We start from the raw sequence: 17914 nt of genomic DNA on the forward strand, positions 1-17914 counted from the left end.
ATTACACTATTTAGAATAACTCTAATTAATAGAAAATTATATTGAATTTCACAAAATCTTAAGCTAATCTTAAGTAAAAATTAATTAAAATTTAAGTAATAAATTCTATCTAAATATTTTGTTAAAGCCTTTGTGAGACGTTATATTTGCAAAAGTTATTTTTATTAAATCTAAATAAATACCATGAAATATAATTTACTTCTTGTTTTATCCTTAATAAGTTTTGCATCTTATAGTCAGCAGTATACAAGCGCAGAAAGTACCTCAACTGCAAATGATACTGTAAAAAACAAAAAAGGAGAAGCGCTTAATGAAGTTTTAATCACAGCAAATAAGCCTAAAAAGCCTATTGAAGCAGCACGTTCAGGAATTAAAGTAATGGACTTGCCTCAAAGTGTTCAAATTATTGGCAGCGAAATAATCTCAGAACAACAAGCAATACGATTAAGTGAAGTAGTAAAAAACCTTAACGGAGTTTATGTAGGATCAGCTCGTGGTGGCGCTCAGGAATCTTTTTTCTCAAGAGGTTATGATATGTCTGCTAATAATATGTTTAAAAATGGTTTCCGTTACAATGCCGGTTCAATTCCGGAGGTTTCATCTTTAGAAAAAGTTGAATTCTTAAAAGGTGGTTCTGCTTTATTATATGGAAATGTCGCTCCTGGCGGAATCATGAATTTGGTAACCAAAACTCCAAAATTCACAAAAGGCGGTGAAATTTCTATGCAAATAGGAAGCTATTCTTTTTATAAACCAACTATTGACTTTTACGGACCTTTAAACAAATCTATAGCATACCGTTTTACCGCTTCATATGAAAACTCAGAAAGCTTTAGGGATTATGTAAAAAACGAACGCATCTATATCAATCCTTCGTTTTTATTTCATGTTTCAGATAAAACACAAATTACGGTTCAGGGAGATTATTTAAGTGCTGACTGGACGCCTGATTTTGGTACGGGAATCTACGAAAAAACAATTTTAGATTTACCTCGTAACGAATATTTCGGAGCGCTTTGGTCAACTGCAAATACTAAATCGGCGAGTGCTTCGGTATTGCTGAATCATGATTTCAATAAAAACTGGAAATTAAATTTTAATTCTTCTTATCAATCTTACCGCAGAACACAAACTTCTACAGCACAATTAAGTACAATTGAAGCTAACGGAAACTGGAAACGCGGACTAACAAAATCTGATGGTGCTGAACATATTTTTGGTGATCAGTTAAGCTTACAGGGAACTTTTAATACAGGAAGTATTAAACACCAGATTTTTACAGGAGTTGATTATGAAAATTCTATCGCTCCAAGTTATACTTATGGTTTTTATGCAACTCCAAATGGTGCTGTCGCGATCACTACAGAAGCTACAGCAATTAATCTTTATAATTACGACTATAGCACACAAAGTTTAAATGTACCTTATCCAACAAGAGCAACTCAATTAGCCACTACAAATACACAACGTTTTGGTGCTTATGCTCAGGATTTAATTTCGGTTACTGATTATGTAAAAGTTTTGGCAGGTTTAAGATGGTCTTGGCAGGAAAGTGAAGTTACAACCTCAAAGGAAATAATAGAGAAAAACGTGATTACAACAACTCTTGACAACGCGATACCAGTTACGGGAGCTAAAACCTTAAACAGAGCGTATTCGCCTAAAGCAGGGTTGGTAATTCAGCCTACTAAAGATTTGTCTTTGTTTGCAAGTTACTCTAACTCTTTTACGCCTAATACAGGAACAACTGTAGATTTAAAACCTTTAGATCCTTCTATTATAGATCAATATGAAGTGGGAATTAAAAAAGATTTCTGGAAAGGTCTTTTGAGTACAAACGTAACCTTATATCAAATATCAAATAATAATTTAGCCCAAACAGCTCAGTTTTTAGCCGATGGTGTTACACAAAATGCTACAACTACCATAAAAGAATTAGTAGGTGCAACAAAAGGTAAAGGTGTTGAAATAGATATTACAGCCACTCCAGTTGAAGGATTGAACATTATGGCGGGTTATAGTTTTAATGAAACCAAAGTATCTAAATCATCAGGCACAAACGGAAGTCTTGTAGTTGGTGATGTATTAGCAAGAACGCCAAAAAACACAGCAAATTTGAGCTTTTTCTACAAATTGCCTGAAGGTTTATTAAAAGGATTGACTTTTGGAGCAATTGCAAATTATGTGGGAGATCGTACAGGTGGATGGAATGATGATTATTTATGGACAGCGGTTAAACCTACGCCTGCTAACCCTAATCCAAATCCGGCTTACACGATCACAATCAGAGACAGAGATATTCCGTTAGAAGGATATACAACTGTTGATGCTTCGTTAGGATATGAATGGAGAAAGTTCTCGATTTTATGCCGATTATCAAATATCACAAACGAATTGAATTATACGGTTCACGAAAATTATAGTGTGAATCCAATTGCCCCGCGTCAAATCATGACAAGCCTGAAATACAAGTTTTAAAAATTTGAATTAGATTTTTTTTCCAAAGCTTTTTCTGCATTTTCATCTGAAAATCAGAAGAAGCTTTTGGTTTTTATGCCAAACCTCGTTTAGCAATAAATGAGGTTTTTTATTTTCACAAAAGAAAATGCTCTAATTATATTTACTTTTGTCGCAGATACTTTTTATCGCATCAAAACAAAAATTCCAAACATGACAGATTCCAAGAAAAACCAATTACAAAAAACCTTAGGCTTTAGTTTTAATATTGCCGTATTAATTGGAGGAACTATAGGAGTTGGAATTTTAAGAACTCCAGGATCAATTGCATCACTTTTAGATAATTACTGGCTTATTATTGCTTCATGGCTTTTTGGAGGAATATTTGTTTTAATTGGTGCTAATTCATATGCTGAACTTGCTACAATGCTGCCTAAAGCCGGAGGCTCTTATAATTATATCAAAAGAGCTTTTGGCAATTATGCCGGTTTTCTTTCCGGATGGTTTGATTATATTACCAATGCAATTCCGCCCGCTTTTTACTGTATTGTAATAAGTGAATATATTATTATTTTGTTTCCGGATCTCAAAAATTATTCGACCGAAATGGCGATTTCACTATTAATTGCATTTGTATTATTGCATTTAAGCGGAGTGAAAAACGGAAGTACAATTCAGCAAATTACAAGTTTATTAAAAGTGATTTGTTTTTTCGCTCTAGTTGTGGCTTGTTTTATGTATTCGGGCGTTAAACTGGCTCCAATTCCCAAAGATAATTCTCTGGTTCAGATTGGTTTATTATTTGGATTTTTCAAATCACTTCAACTGATCATCGGAACTTATAATGGATGGAATGCCGTTTGCTTTTTTGCCGAAGAAAATGATGATCCAAGCAAGAACATTCCGAAATCATTATATAGCGGAGTTTTACTAGTAATCGCAATTTATGTTTTAATAAACGTTGCATTTTTCTATATTCTGCCAGTTGAAAACATTGCAAAATCAAGTCTGGCTGCTGCCGATGTTGCAAATATTATATTCGGAAAAAACGGTGCTATAATCGTAACCGTAATTTCAATTTTTTCATTAATCAGTATTCTGAATGCTTTTATGATGATTCCGCCCAGAATCTTGTACGGATTAAGTCGTGATGGTTTTTTTATCGAAAAAGGAACAACGGTTAATAAAGGCGGAACTCCAATTGTGGCACTTCTGGTTTCATCATTTTTCAGTTTATTTTTAATTTGCATTGGATCATTCGAAGTCTTATTTTCATTTGCCGCCTTTACCTCTATTATCGTTTGGGGATTAGCCTATTGCTCTCTTTTAAAACTAAGAATTTCCGAACCCAATTTACCAAGACCTTATCGCTCTCTTTGGTATCCGTGGACAACTATAATCGCTATTATTGCTTCGATTGCATTACTTATAGGGTTTGTTTACAGCGACCCTAAAAGCTTTTTAATTATTATTATAATCACGCTGATTTCTTATCCTTTATTTTTGGTTTTGAGAAAGAAGAAGAAATAATTAAGGCTTTTTTATAGCCACGAATTCACGAATTATTTTTTTTTGTCATTTCGATAGAAGAGAGAAATCACACTAGGAATTCCGCATAGAATGTCGTCAATCTTTGTCGAGCTACTTGTGTGATCTCTCCTTCGTCGAGATGACAATATTATCTAAAAACCCGACAGGTGTTTAGTGGACATCGAAAAGCAATCCTTCACGCTCCTATTGTTATTCTGAGGAACGAAGAATCTTCGCAAGTAACTCTGCAAAGAAAAGACACAGTCTTTGTCGAGCTACTTGCGGAGAAGCAAGGAGAAATATTGTGTAAAAAAAAAGAGGCTATCCTTTTCGGAAAGCCTCTCGTATTTCAAAATTAAATTTTAATTCTCTTATTTCAAACCAGCAATACTTTGCTCGATTGTAGCGATTTTTGCTAAAGCATCGGCTTCTTTTTGTCTTTCGTTTGCCAATACTTTTTCAGGTGCTCCGCCAACAAATTTTTCATTGGATAATTTTGCCTGAACAGATTTCAAGAAACCTTGTGTATAAACCAACTCTGCCGATAGTTTTGCAATTTCAGCTTCAACATCGATATTTCCTCCTGAAATAGGAATGAAATATTCATTTGATTTTACACGGAAAGATAACGCTCCATCTACTTTAGCCGATACATATTCAAAAGCTGAAATGTTTCCTAGTTTCGTTACGATGGTATCAAAATAAGTTGAAAGATTCTCGCTATTGATTGCTTTTAATTCAATAGCATCTTTAAACGGAATATTTTTGTCTTTACGAATGGTTCTAATTCCTGAAATTACTTCGATCGTACTATCAAAATCAGCAATTAAATTAGCATCGAAAGATTTTAATTCAGGCCATGTCGAAACAATTAAAGCTTCTTCCGGAGTTCTGTCAGCAATTAAATGCCAAATTTCTTCTGTTAAGAAAGGCATGAAAGGATGAAGCAATTTCAAATTACTTTCCAGCATTTCGATTGCTTTATCAAAAGTTGCTTTATCAATTGGTTGTTGATACGCTGGCTTAATCATCTCTAAAAACCAAGAACAGAAATCATCCCAAACTAATTTGTAGATCGCCATTAATGAATCTGAAATTCTGTATTTTTCAAAATTATCTTCAATATCAACCAATGTTTGCTGCAATTTAGCTTCGTACCATTCGATCGCTACTTTTGACGATTCCGGCTGTGGAATAGTTTCTGAAACTTCCCAACCTTTAATCAATTTAAAGGCATTCCAAATCTTGTTTGTAAACGCTTTTCCTTGATTACATAATTCTTCATCAAACATAATATCGTTTCCTGCAGAAGCACTTAAAAGCAATCCTACACGAACACCATCTGCACCAAATTTTTCGATCAAGTCTAAAGGATCAGGAGAATTCCCTAATGATTTAGACATTTTACGGCGTTGTTTATCACGAACTAAACCGGTTAAATACACATTTGTAAATGGTTTTTCTCCAGCATATTCGTAACCTGCAATAATCATTCTCGCAACCCAGAAAAATAAAATATCCGGACCTGTAACCAAGTCGTTTGTTGGATAATAATATTTAAAGTCTTCACTTTCCGGATCCATTATTCCGCCAAAAACTGACATTGGCCATAACCACGAAGAAAACCAAGTGTCTAACGCATCAACATCTTGTGTTAAATTGTTAATTGTTAGTTGTTGATTGTTAGTTCTTTCTTGTGCAAGTTTTAAAGCATCTTCTATGTTTTCTGCAACTACGAAATCTTCTTTTCCGTCTCCGTAATAATACGCAGGAATTTGTTGTCCCCACCATAATTGACGAGAGATATTCCAATCGCGAATATTGTTTAACCAATGCGCGTAAGTATTCTCGAAACGTTTTGGGTGTAATTTAATATCGCCATCAACCAAAACAGATTGAATTGCAGGTTTTACTAAATCTTCCATTTTCAAAAACCATTGATCTGATAATCTTGGTTCGATTACGGCTTTGGTTCTTTCTGATGTTCCTACTTTATTCAAATGGATTTCGGTTTTTGCCAAAGCTCCGTTTTCTTCTAATTCTTTTGCAATTTCGGTACGAACTACAAAACGATCTTTTCCCTGATAATGTAATCCGAAACTATTTAATGTAGCATCTTCATTAAAAATATCAATGATTTCAAGATTGTGTTTTTCTCCTAACGTTTTGTCATTCATGTCGTGTGCCGGAGTAACTTTCAAGCATCCGGTTCCGAATTCTACATCTACATATTCATCTTCAATAATAGGAATCACTCTTCCACAAATAGGAACGATTGCTTTTTTCCCTTTTAAATGGGTAAAACGTTCGTCATTTGGGTTGATACAAATCGCAGTATCGCCAAAGATAGTCTCAGGACGTGTTGTTGCAATTGTCAGGAAATCTTCTGAACCTTCGATTTTATATTTTAAGAAAAATAATTTTCCTTGTTGTTCTTCATAAATAACTTCTTCGTCAGATAAAGTTGTTTTTGCTTCAGGATCCCAGTTTACCATTCGGTATCCTCTGTAAATTAATCCTTTGTTATATAAATCAACAAATGATTTTATTACAGAAGCTGACATATCAGGATCCATTGTAAATTTGGTTCTTTCCCAATCGCAAGATGCACCAAGTTTTTTAAGCTGATCAAGGATTACTCCACCGTATTTATCTGTCCATTCCCAGGCGTGTGCTAAAAATTCTTCGCGTGTTAAATCATTTTTATTGATTCCTTCTGCTTTTAATTTTGCTACAACTTTTGCTTCGGTTGCAATAGATGCGTGATCCGTTCCCGGAACCCAACAAGCATTAAAACCTTTAAGACGCGCTCTACGAATTAAAACATCCTGAATTGTATTGTTCAACATATGCCCCATGTGCAAGACTCCTGTCACGTTTGGTGGCGGAATTACAATTGTATAAGGTGTTCTATGATCTGGTTCTGAATGAAAATAGTTATTTTTCATCCAGTAATCATACCATTTATTCTCGATCGTTTTAGCGTCAAATTGTGCGGGAATTGTCATTTATTGTAGATATGTTTTAATCGTTGATTTGTTTTATTGTTTTATTGTTGATCCTTTCATGTGTACAATTGTTGATTTGTTTTTATTTTTTTAACCGTAATTTCATTTATCAAATAAACGATTAAACAGTTTATACAAATTAACAGTAAAAAAATTGGTTCAATTTTTGTAATTACATTGACAACAAAAGTAAATAATTAAGTACATTATAAAAAGCGAATTATTAATTTGTGTGTTAATTAAAAGAATGTATATTTACTTACAACTTTAAAACAATTTCAAAATGAAAAATGTAGCCTCTTTTATTGCTGTCATATTGTTTAGCGCAATAGGTTATGCACAAAATGGCCCAAAAATTGAATTTGCAGCCCCGGACAATACAATTGACTACGGAAAAATTTCAAAAAGCGACAATGGACTTCGCTCTTTTGAATTTACAAACACCGGCGATGCTCCACTTTTAATTACCGGCGCAGAATCTACTGTTAGTTCAATAGTTGTTACAAAGCCCGCAGCAGCAGTTATGCCAGGTAAAAAAGGTAAAATTGATGTAAAATACAATATGGCCGCAGGTCCTATTCGTAAAACAATTACGGTTGAAACAAATGCTGTAAACTATCCTGAAGGTAGAATTGCCTTAAAAATTAAAGGCGAAGTGTTGTAAAAAAAATAAAACTCCAAAAATAGTAAAAGCCGTTTCTTAATTTAAGAAACGGCTTTTTTTAATATTATTTTGAAGTAAACCTGTCGGGTTTTATCCCGAAGCTTCGGGACTGTAAGCTTTGTCGTTGAATGAGATGAAAATTTTGATTGTTAAAACTTTGACAAAGATAGTCGTGTTTAGTTTTTTAATTATTTACATTCCAAAGTTGAAAATTTATATTTTACACGATCAAAATCGATTGGTTTATCTTTAACTAAATAAGTTACTCCCATTGTAGTTTGCATGGTTCCGTTTCCTAAAATCAATTGGTTATCTCGTTTTAAAAATGCCATAGGATTTTTGAATGTTTTAGTTTTATTGGTGACTTCAACAAAAGTGTAATCTGCAAATAAGGTATCTCCACGAAATTCTCCCGTAATTTCTCCGGTTCTTTCAGTAGCAGTTGCCACTTTCATGACCATGTTTCCTGATAATTTGCCGTTTTTTAAAGTATTCAATTTCAAATCAATAGTATCTTTTTCATATACTGCTTTATAACATTGAGTACTTACAATTTTTTCAGCATCGGTTTGAACCGCTTCTTTTTTTTCTTCATTTTTTTTACAACTTTGAAGTCCAATGCAAGACAAAAGCAAACAAGATATTACGAGATTTTTCATAATTAGATATTTTTAGGATGATTGTTATCTTATAAAGTTAAATAAAAAAGAAGCTAAAAAAAAGCTTCTTTTTTAAAATTGTTATTTAAAATTAAACGTATGAAAGTTTTGGAATAAATCTTATTCGAATATTATATTTATAAATTCTCAATGACAAACTCGCTTCTTCTGTTTAGTTCGTGTTCTTCTTCTGAACAGGCTTCATCTGTTTTACATTTTATAATTGGAACTGATTCTCCGTAACCTTTTGAATGAACTCTTTTTGCATTGATACCGGATTGAATTATAAATTCTCTGGTTGAATTGGCTCTTTTTTGAGATAAATCTTCATTGAATTTTGCATTTCCTCTTGAATCTGTATGTGATCCAATTTCAATTACCATATCAGGATATTTCTTCATCAACTCTACAACGCGACCTAAAACCACTTTTGATTCTTTCCTGATGTACCACATATTGTAATCAAAATAAATAGGATCAGTTTTGATAATCAATCTGTCTTTATCTCTTACAATATCTTTTTCGTCAATTAAAATCTGTTTTATTTTTTCCTTTTTCTTAACTTCTTTGGCGGCAATTTCAGCTACTTTTTCTTTTTTCTTGATTTCAGCAGCAACAATCTGATCTTTTTTTGCTTTTTGCTCCGCTTCTTTTAAAGCGATAACTGCCAGAGCTTCTCTCTCTTTTTTACGAACTGTTTCAATTTCTTCTTCTTTCTTTTTCGTTTCGGCAATTTGCTGTTCTTCCTGCTTAATTACTTCTAAAGATTTTAATGCCATCGAAGCATCATTAATTGCATCTCTGGTTTTTCCTGAAGATAATGATCTTGATTCGCTTGTGTATTTTTCTTTGGATGCTAAAACTATAAATGAACTTTCACAAGGAACTGTAAAACTAAATTTTCCGTCTGCATTTGTCGTTACTGTATTTAATGTCTTTTTATCTGCATCCTGTAATGTTACAATTGCATTTTCTAAAGCTAATTTCGTGTCAACATCTGTAATTGTTCCGGCAATAAACTGTTTGCAATCTTCTACAATTAAATCCTTAATTTCTTTAAACTGATAAATATCATCGCTTCCTTTTCCACCTTCTCTGTTGGATGCAAAATATCCTTCTTTTGTATTTGAATTTATATTAAAGGAGAAATCGTCCAGATTTGAGTTTAATGGTAAACCAACATTTACAGGTTTTGAATATTCATTTCCGCTTATATCCGAAACAAAAACATCAAGCGATCCATAGCCTAAATGTCCATCTGATGAAAAATAAAGTTTATTATCATCTGATGCAAAAGGAAATTGTTCTCTTTTATCGGTATTAATAATTGGACCTAAATTTTTTGGTGTATCAAATGCGCCTTTATTGATGTTTACCGAATAAATATCAAAAGAACCGAATGTTCCCGGCATATCCGAAGCAAAGTACAATACTTTTTCATCGGCACTAAGAGCAGGATGTTCTACTGAATAGTTGGCACTATTAAACGGGAGCGACGTTATATTGCTCCATTTTCCATCAACTAGTTCGGCTTTAAAAATTTGAAGGTTGGAGATTTTTTTATCGTCTGTTTTTTTACTTCCTTTTTTAGAATTATTACGGGTGAAATAAATCGTTTTTCCATCTTTTGTGAAAATAATATTCGATTCGTGCATTCCGGTTTTTAATTCTTTTGCAAAATAATATCCAGTAGAATCGGCTGAATTAATATTTTTTAGAGGAATTTCGACAAAATTTAAATACGTTTCATTGTCCCATTTATACTTTTTATCAAACAATCCCGGTTTTAGTTTTACGCCTGCAAAAACCAAATTATCCTTATATTCTACGGCTCCAAATTCAGAATTAGGCGTATTTATTGCTAAGTTTTTAATATCAAATCGCGCTCCAATTGCCGTAACATTTTCTAAAGTTTTAATTTCTTTTTCAAAATTGGCGCTATCTTCAGTATTGGCAGATTTTGAATAATATTCCTTTAAAGCAGCATTTGCATCATCATAACTATTGCTCGCTTTTAAAGTCTGTGCATATCTGTAATAATAATTTCGATCTAAATCGTTACTATAATTCTGAACCAAAAGTCTGTAATAACGTTGCGCTTTTATTAAATCATTGGTATAAAAATAAGAATCGGCAAGATTTTTTATAACTTCCTGCGAAGGTTTCTTTTCGGCTAATTTTTCATAAAGAACAATTGCTTCGCTGTAATATGTTTTATCAAAAAATCTTTTTGCTCTTGCCAATTCAAGATCTTGTGCATTTATAAACTGTATTGAAAATACGAATATAATAACGAGTAGTTTTTTCATATTTTTCATTTTAGAAGAATCTTGGTGATTTATCATATCCTTTTCCTAATAAATCCAAATTAAAAAGGAGCATAATTTCGTGCGTACCGGAATTGAACTGACCCATATTCGAAAGTGTATGATCATAAGCGTAACCCACTCTTAAAGTTGGCGTAACATTTATATTGACCAAAGCACTTACGGCATCATTTATTCTATACGCTGCACCTAATTCAAATTTATTATCGTACAAAACATTCGCCGTCAAGTCTACAGAAATTGGTGATCCTGTTACAAATTTTGACATAAATGCTGGTTTTATTTTGACCATATCATTGATTTCAAAAACATATCCGGCTGTTAAAAATGTATGAATCGCTTCAGACCCGTAAGCATTAATTCCGGATTTTTCTTCGATGTGTTTTGAACTCAATAAATTTGGCGCTGATAATCCCACATAAAAATTATCTCTAAAATAATACGCTCCTACTCCAATATTGGGTTTGGTTACGTTTATATTTTCGGCGAAAGCCAGATCTGTTTCGGGATCGCTAAATTTGAATCCGTTAAAACTAGTTTGCAGCGAAGTAAAACCTGCTTTTAATCCTAATGAAAGTTTATTTTTTCCTCCAAGATTTAAAACATAGGCAAAATCAGCATAAAAGTTATTTTCCTTTTTTGCGCCGTCGCCAATATCATCTGAAATTAATGAAAGACCAACTTCGACTTTATCCGTAACAGCGGTATGACCGAAAAAGGTAAAAGTTTTAGGCGCACCAACAGCTCCAACCCATTGCGTTCTGTACAATCCTCCCAGATTTAGCATTGCAGGAACTCCTGTTGCATACGCCGGATTTACAACACTCATATTATACATATAATGTGTGTATTCAGGATCTTGTTGCGCTGTGGCGGAGGTGATATAAAAGAGAAAAGATATAAAAAGTATTATTTTTTTCATTTGAAAATTATATTTAATAATATAAAAAAGAAATTATCGGTTAAGGTAAAGTCGGCCTTGTTGCGCTTTTCTATTATCCTTATTAAAATTGATAATATAAAAGTAGACACCGTTTGGCGCTATTCCGTCACCAAAACCAGCTGATTCAGAATTTCTTCCGTCCCAATTTGGTTTATTTACATTTCCTTTAAACATTACGTTTCCATATCTATTGAAAATTTCAAGCGTATAATCCGGATATAAAAATTCAATATCAGGAATTCTGAAAGTATCATTTATATTGTCACCATTTGGCGAAAATCCGTCAGGAATAAAAAATGCATATTGCGAGACATCACAATCAATTAATGAAACGGTTACTTCTAAATTAGTATCAGAAATACAATCAGTTACAGTTGAAAGATCAAATCCGTAATATTTGGCTTTATGAACCAATAAACGTGATGAAGCGAGTAAATTTCCGTTATTTTCTGCATCGTACCACGCAACTGTCGATGGTACATTGGTAACTCGGGACAAATCAGCAATGGTTGGATTTGCCAAACCACAAAAATCTGCTCCTCCGGGATTCAATACAGGAGCGGGTGTATCATTAACAATAACTGAAATCATTGTGGGAGCTGATGTACAATTTGAAAGAGAAGTTTCTCTTACATACAGATCTTCTGACTTTAAAACATATGTTCCTGCAAGTGCCGTTGTTGACGTAGCCGAAGTATACCATTTATATTGAGGTCCGCGTGGAAATAAATTTGTAACTGTTGCTCTATCTACTTTACAAAATATCTGGTTTTCTGCAATTGGCGCTAACGGAATTGAATTTATAGAAAAACCATCGGATACATTGCTTAAGTTACTGTCACAATTGGTACTATTATTTTTTAAATTAGTAGCTAAAATTGTTGTAGAGCCAATGTTTAAAAGTAAACCTGCGGGAATTATAAAAGTCGCGTTTCCGTTTAAAACAGTCAAAACCGCGGTTTGTAATGTTGAGGAATTACTATCTGAAAGTGTGTACGATAATGTAGCATCTGTTAAATTTCCTAAGCCGGAAACTGATACAGAAACGGGATCGTTTAAACAAACATCATTAATTGCAACTCTCACGGTTGCTGCATTTGGCAAAGGATTAATTACCAAGTTTCCCTGAATATTAGCCACATTTGTACAACCTGTTACGTTATTGGTAATTTTAATAATCGTTATATTTGAAACGCCACTGTTTACATTTAAAGTTCCGGGAATTCTAAAATTAAAACTTCCGCCAAATGAGTTAATATTGGCAGTTTGTCCTGTTGCAAAATTATCGCCTGTTATATTATAAACAATGTTATAATTGCCATTAGCTAATTGAGCGGCATTTGAAATTTGTACAACTGAATCCTTATTCTGGCATGTTGGGAATGTTGTCATTACAGCGCCATCTAAATGTGGCAGCGGATAAATATTTAATTCATCAAATAAATTATCAATAATATTCACACAGGTTTGTTTACCAGTTGTTGCTGCAATATTAGTAACGCGAATTGTATATAAACCTACTTGTCTAAAATAAGCAGCATCGACAGGAAAACTAATGATACCATTTACAAAATTTGCGGTGACAGTTGTTGATCCTCCATTGGGACCGGAAACGTTAAAAGTGACTTTGTACTCTCCATCCGGAATTGCTTCAGGTCCTTGGGTAATTGTTGCCGAATAAGTTGCTGTAGGAATTTTATCCTCACAAATATCTGAGCTTACTACGATTTGGGCGCCTGTAAAATCGAGTCGTTTTTCGAGTGTAATGGTTATAGGTACAGTTTGATCCGGACAAATTCTAGTATTAGGAAAAGATCGAACTGTATAGGTATAAATATATTCTCCAGGTCCTAAATCATCAAATACTTCCTGAAGATTTACATTATGATCTGTTAATGAGGTTAATCCTGCACCATTCCATTCTCCTCCCATATCTTCACCGGCAAGTAAAGTATGGAGGTCTAAATCTGTATAAGAGCCTAAATCAGTATCTCCGCATAATTCTAAATCAGTTGCTGTTCCAGGTTCAGGTGCTCTAAAAATGGTCACTGTAACTGTAACCGAGAGAGGTGCTGTATCACAAGGAAGTACCGGAGGAACGGTATAAGTAAAATCAAATGACCCCTGTAATCCTGTAATTGGAATTACTGCATCTACAGATCCGCCTGAACTATTTGTCCAGCTTCCATTTGAATGCGGTCCCATTACGGTACTATTAAATGCTGTGAAAAGATTAAAAGTATTAGCAGAACTACATACGGTAGCAAATGGAGCCGGAACTCCAGGATATGCGCCAATCGTTAATGTTACAGTAGATGTATTATCTGTACATCCTCCAACACCCAGAACGGTATACGTATATTTGTAAGTACCTCCGCGACGTATAAGTTGTCCGTTTAATACTCCTGTGGCAGTATTTAAACCTCTTGAATTATTGTCATCTTTCCATGTTCCGCCAGGAGTTGGTGAACCACCTAATAAATCAAATAGTGATATTGATGTATTAACTGGAAGTTCAATATCACAAATTACTTTACTAGCATCAATTCCCGCACATTGTGCATACATTTGTGAAGGCAAAACCGATAAAAATATAAAAAACAATACAAATTGTAAGAAATTAGCGTATTTTTTAACCATAAACTCCTATTTTTTTATAAACATAATAAAATTATAACGTTCATAGAACAAAAAAAGAGATTTAATAGTTAAATTTTCACAAAATTTAAAGTAATTGCAAATATGTGGTTATACGATTTAATTTAGTTTAATTTTTTATTGAATTGCAGATCATACATTTACAGTTCATCTTCAAGCTTAAATCTGAATTTTAAAAGGAGACTATTTCTTTCTACTTCTAGCGTAATCCAGATATCTTCTTCTGATTTTAAAAGTGTATTAATTTGCTGCAGTGTATATTTATAAGGAATATTATTATTGATGCTCACAATAATATCACCTTTTTGCAGTCCGCATTTTTCGGCAGCTGATTTTTTACGAATATTTACAATTTCATAAACCGGTTTTAATGAAAATTTGTATTTAAAATTGCCGTCTTTTTTATCATTATAACCTGATTCTTCTATAGATGTAGCTACTTTTACGGTTTCTAAATGCACCGTTTCCTGTACCCATTGAAGCCCGTTATGCTGAACAGTTATTCCGCTTTTGTTATAACTGAAGGGATCTGAAAATTTGTTGTTTTTTTTAAGATATAGCTTCTTATCTGCATAATCTAAAACCACGGTAAATCGTTTTAAAACTTCTCCTCCAATAGAACCAATCCTATCAGGAACCATTTTTACGTTTTTAATAGAACTTGAATCCGGAAAGGAAACTATTGGTTTTTTAAAATTAAAATCTTCGATTAAAAAATTATCAATTTTGGCTCTATGACCTTCAATATCACCACTAAATCCTTTCCCTAAAAAATCCGGAAAATTCTTTTTAGGTAATTTGATTTTACTATTCTCAAAAATCCAAAAAGCATCACTATTACCAATATCAATAAGCAGCTTTGCCGGCACTTTAATACTATCAACTATTGCTGTTGTATAAATATAAGGTTTGGATTTTTCTATCGTTATTGGTAACATTTTAAACTTTTTCTCCAGTTTTTTGCGCGTTTCTTCATTATTGGAATGAACAATTAATTTCTTTCGCTGATAATTGATTTCTACGATATTATTTTTAAAAAATTTATATCCAATAATACCATTTACAGGAATCCCAATATGTGAGGATAAATTAAAATTTTGATCTAAAATAATATAAACCAAGTGATTGATTGATTTTAGTCCATGCGTTTCTAACGTATTGTTTGTCGATTTTAGTCCTTCAATTTCCTCCTCGCTTCCTAATCCTTTGAGTTTAATTTTTTGTACGTTATTAAAAGTAACTTCCTGTTTGTCTTCCATACTAAACAAAATAGTTTCTTCGACTCCTGAATCCAGTAAGAGATTCAGCTCGACACCATTTACTTTTATAGGAATAAAAACAAGGTTATTGATCAATTTAAACGGTATAGTAACCCTCTTGCTATGCTTTTCAATCAAAAAATCACCTTGAGCCTGAAGCGTCAAAGATGCCAAAAGCCCAAAAAACAACATGAAATATTTTTTCATTGATAAAATTTTATGATAAAATTACTAAAAATATTGATAATTGTTACATTTTAATAAGTACCCGTAATGTTTACGTTAAATTCGAAAAAAATATGCAAATTTGCACTTCAATAATAAAACTCATGCCAACAATTTCTCACAAAGGCAGAAACATGCCCGAATCTCCGATACGTAAACTTGCTCCTTTTGCAGATGCTGCAAAGGAAAAAGGAAAAAAAGTGTATCATTTAAACATTGGTCAACCGGATATCAAGACACCCGAAGTGGCCATGGAGGCGGTAAAAAATATTGATTTAACTCTTATAGAATACAGTCCGTCTGCCGGATATGAAAGTTATAGAAAAAAATTAGCTCAATTTTACCAACGTCAAAACGTAAATGTTAACTCAGAAGACATCATTATTACTACTGGTGGATCTGAAGCCTTGTTGTTTGCACTGGCCACAATTACAGATCCGGGCGATGAAATTATTATTCCTGAACCTTTTTATGCTAATTATCACGCGTTTGCATCCTCAACAAGTGCAACTGTAATTCCTGTAATTTCAACAATTGAAACAGGATTTGCTTTACCAAGTATTGATGCTGTCGAAAAATTAATTACACCAAGAACGAAAGCCATATTGATTTGTAATCCCGGTAATCCAACAGGATATTTGTATTCTGAAGCCGAAATAAAACAATTAGCGGGTTTAATTAAAAAACACGATTTATATTTAATTGCAGACGAGGTTTATCGTGAGTTTTTATATGATGGAGATGATGTTCATTATTCTGTAATGAATCTTGAAGATGTGCAGCAAAACGTAATCATGGTCGATTCGGTTTCAAAACGTTACAGTATGTGTGGCGCAAGAATTGGTTGTTTAGTGACTAAAAATAAAGATGTTCTGGCAACGGTTATGAAATTTGCTCAGGCACGTTTGAGTCCGCCTACAATTGAGCAAATTGCTTGTGAAGCCGCGATAGATACACCGCAAAGTTATTTTGATGAAGTGATTTCAGAATATAAAAGTCGTCGCGATACTTTAATTACCGAATTGAATAAAATTGAAGGCGTAATTGTGACTAAACCCAAAGGCGCTTTTTATTGCATTGCACAATTGCCAATAGAAAATGCTGATGATTTTGCGCAATGGCTTCTTGAAACTTATGACCTTAACGGAGAAACTGTAATGGTTGCTCCCGCTGCCGGATTTTATTCGACTCCGGGAATGGGATTAAATCAGGTTAGAATTGCCTATGTTATAAATAAAAAAGATTTAATTACTGCTGTAAACATTTTAAAAGAAGCTCTTTTAGTTTACAATAAGAAATAATTTCAAAATAAATAAACACCTTCAAAAAGACAATAACACGCTATGTTATTGTCTTTTGTATTTTTAGAAAACGCCATTTTGATTTTAATTTAAATTATATCTAAAAAGGAACGATTAAATAGTAAAAACGATAGAAAAGGTTTCCTTTTTATTAATTATCTTTACCGCCTTAAAAAGATATACCCATACTAATAGTAGTTTTTAATGATAAATAACGAAGATTTTTTAGACGAAATAGGAGACAATCATTTTAGCAGCAATGCTCAAAACCCTGTTAGACAGGATGCTTTTGACTTAAGTGATGAAGAGAAAATAGAAAAAATAAAAAAAGATGTTGAAAACATCCTACAGACTTTAGGAATGGATTTGACTGATGATAGCATAAAAGGTACTCCAAACCGTGTTGCAAAAATGTTTGTAAAGGAAATTTTTGGAGGTCTTAACCCTACAAAAAAGCCAAAAGCGTCAACTTTTGACAATAATTACAAATACGGTGAAATGTTAGTTGAAAAAAACATCACTGTTTATTCTACCTGCGAACACCATTTATTACCCATTATAGGACGAGCTCATGTGGCTTATATTTCCAGTGGAAGAGTTATTGGTTTATCAAAAATGAACCGAATTGTTGAATATTATGCTAAAAGACCTCAGGTTCAGGAGCGTTTGACAATGCAGATTGTTCAGGAATTACAAATAGCTTTAGGAACTGAAGATGTTGCCTGCGTGATCGATGCAAAACACCTTTGCGTAAATTCAAGAGGTATTAAAGATATAGAAAGCAGCACCGTAACATCTGAATTTGGCGGAAAATTCAAAGATCCTCAAACAAAAAGAGAATTTTTAGATTACATAAAATTGGATACACAATTTTAAATATCGG

Annotated in this window: 11 protein-coding genes; 5 read left to right on the forward strand and 6 right to left on the reverse strand. The window is 33.1% G+C overall.

Annotation, left to right across the window (positions count from 1 at the left end; translation table 11 throughout):
• Positions 1 to 183 precede the first annotated feature (183 nt).
• Positions 184 to 2478, forward strand: a complete 2295-nt coding sequence (locus KHA90_RS07100; RefSeq protein ID WP_213296890.1) for a TonB-dependent siderophore receptor — start codon at positions 184 to 186, stop codon at positions 2476 to 2478.
• 192 nt (positions 2479 to 2670) lie between these two features.
• Positions 2671 to 3987, forward strand: a complete 1317-nt coding sequence (locus KHA90_RS07105; protein ID WP_213296893.1) for an APC family permease — start codon at positions 2671 to 2673, stop codon at positions 3985 to 3987.
• Between the two features lie 371 nt (positions 3988 to 4358).
• Here the strand turns inward: KHA90_RS07105 and KHA90_RS07110 are convergent, their stop codons facing one another.
• Positions 4359 to 6995, reverse strand: coding sequence for a valine--tRNA ligase (locus tag KHA90_RS07110; RefSeq protein ID WP_213296896.1), 2637 nt, complete (start codon positions 6993 to 6995; stop codon positions 4359 to 4361).
• 283 nt (positions 6996 to 7278) lie between these two features.
• On the opposite strand from KHA90_RS07110, the gene KHA90_RS07115 reads away from it, so the two are divergent.
• On the forward strand, positions 7279 to 7659 hold the full coding sequence (locus KHA90_RS07115; RefSeq protein WP_213296899.1) for a DUF1573 domain-containing protein: 381 nt from the start codon (positions 7279 to 7281) through the stop codon (positions 7657 to 7659).
• A gap of 188 nt (positions 7660 to 7847) precedes the next feature.
• Here KHA90_RS07115 and KHA90_RS07120 read toward each other — a convergent pair whose 3' ends face one another.
• The 5 genes from KHA90_RS07120 to KHA90_RS07140 form a co-directional block, all read right to left on the reverse strand.
• Complete coding sequence (locus KHA90_RS07120; protein ID WP_213296901.1) at positions 7848 to 8318, reverse strand: hypothetical protein; 471 nt, start codon at positions 8316 to 8318, stop codon at positions 7848 to 7850.
• Between the two features lie 137 nt (positions 8319 to 8455).
• Positions 8456 to 10627, reverse strand: a complete 2172-nt coding sequence (locus KHA90_RS07125) for an OmpA family protein (RefSeq protein ID WP_213296903.1) — start codon at positions 10625 to 10627, stop codon at positions 8456 to 8458.
• Between the two features lie 10 nt (positions 10628 to 10637).
• A complete protein-coding gene (locus tag KHA90_RS07130) occupies positions 10638 to 11567 on the reverse strand; it encodes a PorP/SprF family type IX secretion system membrane protein (protein ID WP_213296904.1) in 930 nt (309 codons plus the stop codon).
• Positions 11568 to 11600: 33 nt separating this feature from the next.
• Positions 11601 to 14228, reverse strand: coding sequence for a gliding motility-associated C-terminal domain-containing protein (locus KHA90_RS07135; protein WP_213296906.1), 2628 nt, complete (start codon positions 14226 to 14228; stop codon positions 11601 to 11603).
• Between the two features lie 158 nt (positions 14229 to 14386).
• Positions 14387 to 15712, reverse strand: coding sequence for a PDZ domain-containing protein (locus KHA90_RS07140; protein ID WP_213296908.1), 1326 nt, complete (start codon positions 15710 to 15712; stop codon positions 14387 to 14389).
• Positions 15713 to 15834: 122 nt separating this feature from the next.
• Here KHA90_RS07140 and KHA90_RS07145 point away from each other — a divergent pair, with 122 nt between their 5' ends.
• Complete coding sequence (locus KHA90_RS07145) at positions 15835 to 17031, forward strand: pyridoxal phosphate-dependent aminotransferase (RefSeq protein ID WP_213296909.1); 1197 nt, start codon at positions 15835 to 15837, stop codon at positions 17029 to 17031.
• A 204-nt stretch (positions 17032 to 17235) separates the two neighbouring features.
• On the forward strand, positions 17236 to 17907 hold the full coding sequence (gene folE, locus KHA90_RS07150) for a GTP cyclohydrolase I FolE (RefSeq protein ID WP_072956467.1): 672 nt from the start codon (positions 17236 to 17238) through the stop codon (positions 17905 to 17907).
• Positions 17908 to 17914 lie beyond the last annotated feature (7 nt).

The organism is Flavobacterium psychroterrae (genome assembly GCF_018380615.1).
Taxonomy (GTDB): Bacteria; Bacteroidota; Bacteroidia; order Flavobacteriales; family Flavobacteriaceae; genus Flavobacterium; species Flavobacterium psychroterrae.